This window comes from Lysobacter sp. TAB13 (assembly GCF_052113885.1).
Lineage (GTDB): Bacteria > Pseudomonadota > Gammaproteobacteria > Xanthomonadales > Xanthomonadaceae > Lysobacter > Lysobacter gummosus.
Genome location: NZ_JBFRDR010000030.1, coordinates 45,731 through 57,309 on the forward strand (window position 1 = coordinate 45,731; position 11,579 = coordinate 57,309).

The 11,579-nt window shown below is 66.3% G+C and carries 9 protein-coding genes and 1 pseudogene; 3 read left to right on the plus strand and 7 right to left on the minus strand.

What is annotated here, in order from left to right; genetic code table 11:
• Positions 1-8: 8 nt before the first annotated feature.
• Positions 9-701: a molybdate ABC transporter permease subunit gene (gene modB, locus AB4Y92_RS23405; RefSeq protein ID WP_057941776.1), complete on the plus strand. Its 693-nt coding sequence runs from the start codon at positions 9-11 to the stop codon at positions 699-701.
• Entirely contained in the window at positions 698-1,360 is a 663-nt protein-coding gene (locus tag AB4Y92_RS23410; protein ID WP_441821817.1) for an ATP-binding cassette domain-containing protein, read from the plus strand. The genes modB and AB4Y92_RS23410 overlap by 4 nt, the downstream gene beginning before the upstream one ends.
• A gap of 27 nt (positions 1,361-1,387) precedes the next feature.
• On the opposite strand, the gene AB4Y92_RS23415 is transcribed toward AB4Y92_RS23410, so the two are convergent.
• Together AB4Y92_RS23415 and AB4Y92_RS23420 are read right to left on the minus strand one after the other, a co-directional pair.
• On the minus strand, positions 1,388-2,617 hold the full coding sequence (locus AB4Y92_RS23415) for a M56 family metallopeptidase (protein ID WP_441821818.1): 1,230 nt from the start codon (positions 2,615-2,617) through the stop codon (positions 1,388-1,390).
• Positions 2,604-2,975, minus strand: coding sequence for a BlaI/MecI/CopY family transcriptional regulator (locus AB4Y92_RS23420; protein WP_441821819.1), 372 nt, complete (start codon positions 2,973-2,975; stop codon positions 2,604-2,606). Before AB4Y92_RS23420 ends, AB4Y92_RS23415 begins: the two co-directional genes overlap by 14 nt.
• Positions 2,976-3,060: 85 nt before the next feature.
• Here AB4Y92_RS23420 and AB4Y92_RS23425 point away from each other — a divergent pair, with 85 nt between their 5' ends.
• The gene (locus tag AB4Y92_RS23425; RefSeq protein WP_441821820.1) at positions 3,061-5,106 is read left to right on the plus strand and encodes an acetyl-CoA hydrolase/transferase C-terminal domain-containing protein; all 2,046 of its coding nucleotides are present in this window, start codon (positions 3,061-3,063) and stop codon (positions 5,104-5,106) included.
• 206 nt (positions 5,107-5,312) lie between these two features.
• Here AB4Y92_RS23425 and AB4Y92_RS23430 read toward each other — a convergent pair whose 3' ends face one another.
• The 5 genes and pseudogenes from AB4Y92_RS23430 to AB4Y92_RS23450 all read right to left on the minus strand — a co-directional run.
• On the minus strand, positions 5,313-5,801 hold the full coding sequence (locus AB4Y92_RS23430; RefSeq protein ID WP_441821821.1) for an REP-associated tyrosine transposase: 489 nt from the start codon (positions 5,799-5,801) through the stop codon (positions 5,313-5,315).
• 216 nt (positions 5,802-6,017) lie between these two features.
• Positions 6,018-7,277 carry an acyltransferase family protein gene (locus AB4Y92_RS23435; RefSeq protein WP_441821822.1) on the minus strand — a complete coding sequence of 420 codons (1,260 nt, stop codon included), beginning with the start codon at positions 7,275-7,277 and terminating at the stop codon, positions 6,018-6,020.
• Between the two features lie 148 nt (positions 7,278-7,425).
• Positions 7,426-9,423 (minus strand): transketolase, encoded by a 1,998-nt coding sequence (gene tkt, locus AB4Y92_RS23440; protein ID WP_441821823.1) that lies wholly within the window; start codon positions 9,421-9,423, stop codon positions 7,426-7,428.
• A 437-nt stretch (positions 9,424-9,860) separates the two neighbouring features.
• Entirely contained in the window at positions 9,861-11,237 is a 1,377-nt protein-coding gene (locus AB4Y92_RS23445; RefSeq protein WP_441821824.1) for a dicarboxylate/amino acid:cation symporter, read from the minus strand.
• Between the two features lie 234 nt (positions 11,238-11,471).
• Positions 11,472-11,579, minus strand: a pseudogene (locus AB4Y92_RS23450) (IS1595 family transposase); the annotation flags it as partial.

Below are 11,579 nucleotides of genomic sequence, written 5' to 3' on the forward strand. Positions count from 1 at the left end.
AGCCGTCGATGCCCGACTTCAGTCCCGCCGAACTCACCGCGATCGCGCTCAGCCTGAAAGTCGCGGCGGTGGCGACCTTGTGCAGCCTGCCGTTCGGCGTGGCGATGGGCTGGCTGCTCGCCCGCGTGCGTTTTCCCGGCAAGTTGCTGCTCGACACGCTGATGTACTTGCCGCTGGTGCTGCCGCCGGTGGTGACCGGCTATGCGCTGTTGATCGGCTTCGGCTCGCAGGGGCCGATCGGCCGCTTCCTCGCCGAGTACCTGCACATCAGCATCGCCTTTCGCTGGACCGGCGCGGCGCTGGCCAGCGCGATCATGGGCTTTCCGCTGATGGTGCGCGCGATCCGGCTGTCGATCGAAAGCGTCGACCGCCGCCTGGAGCAAGCCGCGTCCACACTCGGCGCCAATCCCTGGCGGGTGTTCTTCGGCGTGACCCTGCCGCTGTCGTGGCCGGGGCTGATGGCCGGCGCGGTGCTGTGCTTCGCCAAGGCGCTGGGCGAATTCGGCGCCACCATCACCTTCGTGTCGAATATTCCCGGCGAAACCCAGACCTTGTCGTCGGCGATCTGGGGCCTGATGCAGACGCCGGACGCCGAGTCGGGCGTGCTGCGCCTGGCCCTGGTCGCGGTCGCGATTTCCTTCGCCGCGGTGTTCGTGTCCGAATGGCTGGTGCAGCGCCAGCGTGCCGGAGCGCAGCGATGAGCTTGCCCGCGAACGATACGGCGGCCGCGCGTGCGCCCAGCTTCGACATCGATATCGAACTGCGCCGCGGCGACTTCCGCCGCAGCTTCACCATCCGCAGCGAGCAGCGCGTGATCGCCGTGGTCGGCGATTCCGGCGCCGGCAAGACTTCGCTGCTGCACGCCATCGCCGGTTTGCTGCGGCCCAGCCGCGGGCATATCGAGATCGCCGGGCGGCGTCTGTTCGACAGCGCCGCGCGCATCAACCTGCCGGCGCATCGGCGCCGCATCGGCTACGTGTTCCAGGACGCGCGCCTGTTCCCGCACCTGGACGTGCGCGGCAACCTGCTCTACGGCCTGCGCGGCGAGGCCGCGCGCGAAACCCGCTTCCAGCTCGACGCCATCGTCGAGCTGCTCGGCATCGGGCCGTTGCTGGCGCGCGGCACCGCCGGCCTGTCGGGCGGCGAAATGCAGCGCGTCGCGCTGGGCCGCGCCCTGCTGTCGCAGCCGCGCATCGTGCTGCTGGACGAACCGCTGTCGATGCTCGACATGAACCGTCGCGACGACCTGCTGCCCTATCTGCGGCGCGTGCGCGACGAAACCGGGTTGCCGATGATCTACGTCAGCCACTATCCCGACGAAGTGCGGCGCATCGCCGAGGAAGTGCATAGCGTGGGTTGAAGGCGCGGCATCGGTCCCCGGCCGCGCTTATCGCTGCGGCGCGGGAGTCGCGGCGGGCATCAATCTGCCGTCGCGTCCCACGAAACGTTCGCGCAGGAAGACCTGGGCCTTGGTGCTCGGCACGAAGTAAACGCGGTCGACATCGAAACGCGGCTCGACGCCGCTCTCCAACGCGGCCAGTTCCAATGCCGCCGCGGCCGGAACCTGCACGAATTCCATGGTCACTCGCTTGCGATCGTCGAGCGCTTGCGGATTGACGATCTGCAGACCCGCCTGCTCCGCCACATATTCCCCGACCCTGCGCGGCGTCCAGCGCGAGTACGACTGCGCGGTGTGCACATCCACCTTTCGTTGTTGCGGCGACAGGCTCGGCTGCGCGGCCCAGGCGACCGTAGCGAGCGTGCAGGCCAGGCCGGCGACCAGAGTCGCGCCGACGGCGCGGCGCAGCGGCGTGTTGGTTTCGCGTTTGAGCATTTCGATTCTCTCCCGTAACGGATGGGTACTGCCCCAATGGCAGCCCAGCGGCGAGGCCTGCGCCGCGAGCTGCGTCGTGAACATGGCATGCGCGTAAGCGCGGCGCGCGTGCGGATGGCGCGCGAGCACGCGCGCGTCGCAGGACAGTTCCTGGTCGTGGCGAAAGCGCGCGGCGGCGTAATGCAGCAAGGGGTTGAACCAGTACACGCAGCACATCGCCGTGGCCAGAGCGTTGAAGCGCAGATCGCCGCGCGCGATGTGGGTGGCTTCATGCGCGCGGATCAGCGCCTGCTGCTCGGCGTCGTAACGCTGCTCGAAATCGCCCGGCACCACGATCTTCGGCCGCAGCAGTCCGACCGCGGCCGGCAACCCTTCGTCCGCCTGGGCCTGATGGGTTCCGTCCTCGCGCAGCCGCAAGGTTCCCAGCCGGCGATGGAAACGGCGCTGACGCCACGCGGTCAGCAACGCCATCGCCACCGCGCCGAGCAACCACAGCGCGCTCAAGGCCAGCCATGGACCGGCGTTGGGCGAATACGCGACCGGCGCGTTCGTCAGCATCGTCCCGCTCGACACCATCACCCAGGTCTGCGGCATCACCGGGCGCGGCGCGGCCGGCAGCATCACCGCCAGCGTGGTCAGCGGCACCAGCAGCCACAAGGCATAAGCGGTTCCGGTGCCGAACCAATGGCGCAAAGGCCTGCGCAGCAGCAACACCAGCAGCGTCGCCGCGCTCATCGCCGCGCTGGTTTCGATCAGCACACGAATCAGTTCAGCGTGTTTCATCGTCGATGTCCTCAAGCAGTTTGCGCAGCTCGGCGATGTCCTTGCGGCTGAGCTTGCGCTGTTCGCTGAAATGCGCGACCAAAGGCGCGACGCGCCCGCCGAACAAGCGCTCCAGCAGCCCCTGGCTTTCGCCGAGCACCCACTCCTCGCGCTTGAGCACCGGCGCGTAGAGGTAACGCCGCCCGTCTTTCTCGGCCTGGATCGCGCCCTTGTTCAACAGCCGGTTGAGCAGCGTCTTGACCGTGGCTTCCTGCCAGGACTGACGATCGGCGAGCGCGGCCAGGACCTCTTCCGCGCTCAAGGGATGGCGCTGCCACAGCACCTGCATCACCACCGATTCGGCTTCGCTGATCTGCATCGTTTACATTCGTAATTTTTCATGAGATTACACCCGTAAACGTAAATTGCAAGCAGCCGGTGGCGCGGATTGCGATACTGGTCGCATGAACGAACCCGCCCGTTTCCAATCCCTGGCCGAGGCCGTCGATTTTCTCTACGACCGTCTTGACGGCGCGCTGCATGTGGGCGCGCCGCTCGGCCTGGGCAAGCCGCATCGCCTGCTCAACGCCTTGTACGAGCGCGCCGAACGCGAAACCCGGCGGCCGCTGCATCTGTACACGGCGCTGTCGCTGGACCCGCCGGGCGCGGGCAAGGGTCTGGAAGGACGCTTCATCGGGCCGTTCGCGCAGCGCCATTTCGGCGACGACTTCCCGCGCCTGCGCTATGTGCAAGCGCTCAAGCGCAACGCCCTGCCCGGGCACATCGAGATCGAGGAGTTCTATCTGCAGTCGGGCTCGCTGCTCAATGCCAGCGCGACCCAGCGCCGTTACGCCAGCCTCAACTACACCCACGTCGCGCGCGCTCTAGCCGATCGCGGCGTCAACGCGATCGTGCAGAAAGTCGCGGCCGATCCGGCCGGCGGCACGCGGCTGTCGTTGTCGTGCAATACCGATCTGACCTTCGATGCGGTCGATGCGATCGTCGCGCGCGGCTTGCCGCGGCCGTTGTTGATCGCCGAAGTCGATCCGCAGTTGCCGTGGCTGGGCGGCAGCGCCACGGTCGAGGCCTCGTTCTTCGATGCGGTGGTGACGCCGCCGGGCCCGCATCCGAAACTGTTCGGACTGCCGCGGCAACCGGTCAGCGACGCCGACTATGCGATCGGTTTCTACGCCAGCACCCTGGTGCGCGACGGTGGGACGCTGCAGATCGGCATCGGCACGCTGGCCGATGCCTTATGTCATGCGTTGGCGTTGCGGCATACGGATAATGCGGCTTATTTAAGGGTGATTGAGGCGTTGGGGGTGGGTGGCACTGCTTCGGTAGAGGATGACCTCAGCGGAAGAAGTAACGCGAAGGCGCCAGGTGAGAGATTCGTAGACACCGCTTCGGGTGAGGGTGACCTCACCGGCCACCGTAACGCGAAGGCGCCAGTGGCGCCGCTTGGGTCATTTCAGGTGGGGCTTTTTGGCTGTAGCGAAATGATCAACGAAGGCTTCCGCCGCCTGGTCGAAGTCGGCGTGATCAAACGCAAGGTCGTGGACGATCTGGAGCTGATGCGCCGCGTGCACGACGGCACTGCCGGCGCCGAGGATCTGCAGCGGCTCGATCGCGAAGGCGAGTTCCTGCAAGGCGGCTTCTATCTGGGCTCGCCTGATTTCTACGACTGGCTGCGCCACATGCCCGCCGATCAGCAGCGCGGCGTCAGCATGCGCCGCATCAGCGAAGTCAATGAGCTCTACGGCGGCAACGAAACCCTCGAGCGCCTGCAACGCCGCGATGCGCGTTTCTTCAACAGTTGCATGATGGCCACCGCGCTCGGCGCGGCGGTGTCGGACACGCTCGACGACGGCCGCGTGGTGTCCGGCGTCGGCGGGCAATACAACTTCGTGGCGATGGCGCACGCGCTGCCCGATGCGCGCTCGGTGCTGATGCTGCGCGCGTCCCGCGAGAGCGCCGGCGAGGTGCGTTCGAATGTGGTCTGGAATTACGCCCAGACCACGATCCCGCGCCATCTGCGCGATATCTACATCACCGAATACGGCATCGCCGACCTTCGCGGCAAGACCGACGAGGACTGCGTCCTGGCGATGACGGCCGTCGCCGATTCGCGCCATCAGTTCGGGCTGATGAAGGCGGCGATGGATCACGGCAAGCTCAAGCTATTTCAGCCGCGCCTGTCGGGCCGCAATACGCCCGAGCGCCTGCGCGCGGCGCTGGCGCCGTTCCGCCGCGAGGGCGTGCTGCCGGACTATCCGCTGGGCAGCGACTTCACCGAGGTCGAGCAGCGGCTGGTCAAGGCGCTGGGCTGGTTGAAGGCGAATACGGCCACGCGCGGGGCGAAAGTCAGGACGGTGTTGCGGGCGTTGTTCTCGCCGGCGAGCGAGGATCGCGAGGCGTTGCAGCGCATGGGGTTGGAGGCGCCTTCGGGGTTCGGCGAGCGCGTTGAGGCCAAGTTGGTGGGGTTGGGGTTGCGTAGCGCTTCGGAGTGATTGCGGGCGGCTTGGTTGGGTTCTTTTGCAGACTCCCGCGAACTGGCCGAAGGGCATCGGGGCTGAAGCCCCTCCCACAAAAATCCTGTTGATGCTTCGCTATCGGTGCCATCACCTCTTCTGCGGATTCCGCTTCTTGTACTTGCAGGTTTTGCGCGCGCCACCTAGTTGCGTGCGCAGCCACGAGTTCTTTTGTGAGAGGGGCTTCAGCCCCGACGCTTTTGTTCCAGCCACACCGCATCCCAATGCGGATAGTCGCCGACCCGCTGCACCAAACCCGCGCGCTTCGGATTGGCGACGATGTAACGCGCGGCTTGCAGCACATCCTCATCCTCACGCAACGCGTGATCGTGGAAGCCCGGCATCCACACCAGTCCTTTGCGATGCAAGGCGCGATTGACCGCCCGCGCGGCGCGGCCCTTCAGCGAGGCGACGACGCTTTGCAAGCGGATGTCGCTGTGCAGCTCGATCAGGCCATGCCAGTGATCGGGCATCAGCACCCAGCACAGCAGGCGCGCGCCCAGCCATTTTTCCGGATCGGCGATGGCTTGCGCGGCGATCTGCGCGCAGTGTTCGCTGGCGAAGATCCGGCGGTGGCGAATGCAGACGGTGGTGACCCGGTAGATCCGCTGGGGCTCGGACCATCGGCCGCGGCGCAGCGCTTTGTAGCCGGGGTTTGGGATTGGCAGGTTCATGCCTGCAGGTTGGGCCTGCGGGCGGGAGCGATCTATCGGGGTTGGCTGTGCGCTGCGATAGGAAAACTCTGGCAAGGGGGCGCGGCGGCTGAGCGGAAAGCATCGGGGCTGAAGCCCCTCCCACAACAATCCTGGCGGTGCTTCGCTATCGGCGATATCGCTTCTTCGCTTGTTCTACGAATGAAGCCCCTTGTTTCTCGCAAGCTGTGCGCGCGGCTACGAAGTCTTTTGTGGGAGGGGCTTCAGCCCCGATGCTCTTCGCTCAGCCGCCGCGATTTTCTCCCGCCTGCGCGCCTGCACCCGCGCAAACAGCCGATATCCAAGACGAATCCCAGGCTTCTCGACCCAACGATAGGTCGCCCAGGCAGCCATCACCGACAAACCCAGGCTCAGCACGGCGCAGGCCAGATAAGCCACACCCTCCGGCAACGCGGCATACAGACGCGCGAATACGCCATACAAACGCGACACCAGGAACGGATGCACCAAGTACAGCGAATAGCTGATCGTGCCGAGAAAACACGTCGCACGATTGACCAGCAAACCAACCGCCCAACGCTGAGTTGTCAACAACAGGCCAAGCAGAATCAAGCCATAGCCCAGCGCGCTCAGATGCCAGTCGGTCACCCAGGCATTGCTCGGTAGCCAACGGTAGAACAGCGCCACAGTGCCGAACACACCGAGCGCGAGCAACCCCAAGCCCAGCGTTTGCCGGCGTTGCGGCGCGATCTCGCGCAAGCGCTGCCACAGCCTGAAGATCACGCAGCCGAGCACGAAGATCGGCATCTGCGTCAGCAGGCCGTAGCCGTTGCCGAGAAAATCCAGCGGCGCCGGCCAACCATGCGCGGCCCACAGGGCCAGCACGTAGCTCGCCGCCAGCACCGCCAGTTGCGCGGGCAGACCGCGCACGCGCAGCGCCAGCAGCGGAAACACGGCATAGAACAGCATCTCCACGCCGATGGTCCAACTGCCCATGACGATTCCGGCCTGCCACTGCGGCGACAGGCCGAACAGCATCGACAGGTTCCAGCCGATCTCGCTCGCGCCGTAACGCGCGGGCTGGCGCAGTTGATCGCGCAGCACCATCACCGCGAGCAGCACCAGCAGCAAAGGCGCGATGCGGAACAAGCGGCTCAGGTAGAAACTGCGCAGCGGCAATCCGCTGGCGATATGGCGCGGCCAGGTCATGCACAGCGAGAACGCACTCATCACGAAAAACAGCACCACGCCGCTGCCGCCCATGCCGATGATCGGCAGCGCCGCGGCGGGAACCTGCAGATCGGGATCGGGCATGGCCATGACGTGGTAGAGCACCACGTACAACGCGGCCAGGCCGCGCAGGGCGTCGAGTTGCGGCAGGCGCGGCAGCGCTTGCGGGTCTTGCGGCATGTAGGCGGATTCCACGGCGATGAGCGAACGCCCCGCGCGGTATCCGGCGATGCCCTCGCCTGCGCGGGACGGTGCGCGATCGGACATCGCGCAACCGTTGACGGGGATAGTAAAGCCAGTGGCGCGGGGCGGTAAGTGCGGCGCCGGCGCGGGTTTGTAATCCTGCGCACGGGCTGCGCCAACGAAAACGGGGACGCTGGCGTCCCCGTTTCGTATTCCGGCGATGGCGGCCGGATCAGCCCAGTTTCTTGACCGTCGCGACCACGCGCTCGACGGTGAAGCCGAAGTACGGGAACAGCGCCTCGGCCGGCGCCGACGCGCCGAAGCGGTCGATGCCAACCACCTCGCCGTCCAGGCCGACGTACTTGCGCCAGAAGTCGGTGATGCCCGCTTCGATCGCCACGCGCTTGCGCACGGCGTTGGGCAGCACCGATTCGCGGTAGTCCTGCGGCTGGCGGTCGAACACGTCGGTCGAGGGCATCGACACCACGCGCACCTTCACGCCTTCGCCGGTCAGCACGTCGGCGGCCTGAGTGGCGAGGCCGACTTCCGAACCGGTGGCGATCAGGATCACGTCCGGGGCGCCCTGGCTGTCGCGCAGCACGTAGCCGCCGCGTTCGATCTGCGCGACCTGCTCAGCCGTGCGCGGCTGATGGATCAGGTTCTGGCGCGAGAACACCAGGCAGCTCGGGCCGTCGGCGCGCGCGATCGCGGCCTTCCACGACACCACCGACTCGACCGCGTCGCACGGACGCCACAGGTCGTTGTGCGGGATATAGCGCAGCGAGGCCATGTGTTCGATCGGCTGATGGGTCGGGCCGTCTTCGCCCAGGCCGATCGAGTCGTGGGTGTAGACGTGGATCACGTGCGCGCCCATCAGCGCGCTCATGCGCACCGCGTTGCGGGCGTAGTCGCTGAACACCAGGAAGGTAGCGTCGAACGGAATGAAACCGCCGTGCAGTTGCAGACCGTTGCTGATCGCGGTCATGGCGAATTCGCGCACGCCGTAATACACGTAGTTGGCGTTCGGATCGCTGCTGGCGACCGACTTGCTGGCCTTCCACAACGTCAGGTTGGAATGGGCCAGATCGGCCGAGCCGCCGATCAGTTCCGGCAGCTGCGGCGCGAAGGCTTCGATCGCCATCTGCGAAGCCTTGCGCGAGGCGATGGTCGGGCCTTCGGCCTGCAGCTTGGCGATGTAGGCGTCGGCCTGGTCGAGGAAGCCTTGCGGCAGCTCGCCCTGGATCCGGCGCAGCAATTCGGCGGCCTCAGCCGGGAACTGCGCGGCGTAGGCGTCGAAGGCCTGCTGCCACTGCTGCTGCGCGGCGGCGTGATCGCGCGCCCGCCAGCCGCCGTAGATGTCCTGCGGAATTTCGAATTCGGCGTAGGGCCAGTTCAAGGCGGCGCGGGTGGCGACGATTTCGTCCTTGCCCAGCGGCGCGCCGTGCGAGGATTCCTTGCCGGCCTTGCCGGGCGAACCGAAGCCGATGGTGGTGCGGCAGCAGATCAGGGTCGGCTTGTCGTCGTGCTTGAGCGCGGTGTCGATCGCGGTCTTGATCTCAACCGCGTCCTGACCGTTGACGTTGCGGATCACGCGCCAACCGTAGGCCTCGAAACGCGCCGGGGTGTCGTCGGTGAACCAGCCGTCGGTGTTGCCGTCGATGGAGATCTTGTTGTCGTCCCAGAACGCGACCAGCTTGTGCAGGCCCCAGGTGCCGGCCAGCGACGCGGCTTCGTGCGAGATGCCTTCCATCAGGCAGCCGTCGCCCATGAACACCCAGGTGCGGTGATCGACGATGTCGTGGCCTTCGCGATTGAAATGCTGGGCCAGCAACTTCTCGCCCAGCGCCATGCCGACCGCGTTGGCGAAGCCCTGGCCGAGCGGACCGGTGGTGGTCTCGATGCCGGGGGTTTCGAAGTTTTCCGGATGGCCCGGGGTGCGCGAATGCAGCTGGCGGAAGCGCTTGAGCTCTTCGATCGGCAGGTCGTAACCGGACAGATGCAGCAGTGCGTACTGCAGCATCGAGCCGTGGCCGTTGGAGAGGATGAAGCGGTCGCGGTTCAACCACTTCGGGTCGGCCGGGTTGTGGCTGAGGTAGTCGTTCCACAGCACTTCGGCGATGTCGGCCATGCCCATCGGCATGCCCGGATGACCGGAGTTGGCGGCCTGCACCGCGTCGATGGCGAGGAATCGGATGGCGTTGGCGAGGTCGCGGCGGCTGGGCGTCGTCATGGGCGTCTGCGAAGGCTGGAAAGGCGGAGCTGGGAAGCCGGACCCGGAGGCGAGCGGGCGGGACGCGGCGAAGAGCCGGCATTGTCCCATCCCGGGGCGGCGATGTCGCCCCGAACCGCGGCGCGGCGGCGCCGGTTCAGGCGCGCGGGGCGGGTTGGGGCTGGCGAATTGGCAGGATCGGCATGGCCGGCAGTGCGGTGCGGGAGGGCCCTCGCTCTAGTGGGAGGGCCCTTGCTCTAGTAGGAAGGCCTTCGCTCTAGTGGGAGGGCCTGCTTTTGTGGGAGGGCCTTCAGGCCCGATGCTTTTCGATCCGATGCTGCGTAGCGACCTGAGCGAAAAGCATCGGGCCTGAAGGCCCTCCCACAACAGCTGAAGGCTCGGCCAGAAAAAAACCCGCCGAACCGGCGGGTTTTTCGTTTCTCGCAGCTTGGCCCGACTCAATCGGCCAACTGCTCCGCCGGCGGATCCTCAACCCCGCGCGAAACCATCGCGGCGATGGCGATATCGCCGGTGACGTTCAGCGTGGTCCGGCACATGTCCAGGAAGTGGTTGACGCCCAGGATCAGGCCGATGCCTTCCGGCGGCACCTTGACCATGGCGCAGATCATCGCCACCACCGGCAACGAGCCCGACGGAACGCCGGCCGTGCCGATGCCGCCGAGGATGCACACCAGCATCACCATCACCTGCTGGCCCAGGCTCAGATCGACGCCGAAGAACTGCGCCAGGAAGATCACCGTGACGCCTTCGAACAAGGCGGTGCCGTTCTGGTTCGCGGTCGCGCCGACGGTGAGCACGAAGCGCGAGATGCGCCGCGGCAGTTTGAGTTCGTCGGCCACGCGCAGCGCGGTCGGCAGGGTCGCGTTGCTGGACGCGGTGGAGAACGCCAGCACCATCGCTTCCTGCGCGCCCTTGAAGAACTCCAGCGGCGAGCGGCCGCCGATGAACTTGATCGCCAGCGAATAGACCACGAACAAGTGGATGGCCAGCGCCGCGACTACCACGGCCACGTACTTGGCCAGCTTGAACAGCAGGTCCCAGCCGAACGCCGAGGCCAGGTTGAACATGAAGCAGAACACCGCGTACGGCGCCAGCTTGATCACCAGGCCGATCAGCGTCATGGAAATATCGAACAGGCCCTGGATGCCTTCGCGCAGCGTATCGACCGCCTTGGAACGGGTCAGCACGGTGCCGATGCCGATCATCAGGGCGAAGAACATCACCGCCAGGATCGCGTCGTCGGCGGCGGCCTTGATGACGTTGTCGGGCACGATCGAGATCAGCATCTGGATGCCCTTGGGGGCATGCGCGCTGCCGGCGACGATGCTTTGCGTGCGCTCGGCGTTCTCGCTCATCAACTGCTGGGCCTGGGCCGGATCGACGCCGGCGCCGGGCTGGAAGATGTTGACCATGACCAGGCCGAGCACCACCGCCAGACCGGACATGATCACGGTCAGGCCCAGGGTGCGCCAACCCACGCGGCCGAAGGAGCGGATGTCGCCCATCTCGCTCACGCCCATGACCAGGGCCGAGAACAGCAGCGGGATCACCAGCATGAAGATCAGGCGCAGGAAGATTTCGCCGGCCGGCGCGGTGACGATTTCGGTGAACAGCTTGAGCAGCGGGCGGCATTGCCAGCCCAGTTCCGCGCCGGGCGCGAGCGCCGGGCAGGCGTTGCCGGCCAGCTGCGCCCAGGTCACGCTGCCGATGCCGGCGGCGTAGACGATCAGCCCCAGGATCAGACCGGCCGCGAAGCCGATCGCCATCTTCCAGTGCAGTGGCAGTTTCTTGCCCGGGTTGGGGGTTTCGCTCATGAATCCGGCCTGGCTAAAACAGCGGGAAGGATACACCAGGGGTTGGCGGGGGCTTTTTGTGGGTGGAGCAAATCCCCCCTGCCCCCCTTTTCCAAAGGGGGGAGGCTTCGATGTGAGGACTCGGGGTCTGGAGGCTCAGTGGCTTACTCACCGAACGCGGGCATCTCCACGCCCCCACACATCCACCAGACCGGGTTCCCCCCTTTGAAAAGGGTCTTAGGAAGCAAACGCCCCTCAGAGGGGGTTGGATCGTAGCAACTTAAGGGTCGCCCGATAGAGGTCGTCGTGGCGATGGTTGAAGCGAAACTCGCACTCCTTGAGGTGCAGGTAGAAGGTGGTCTT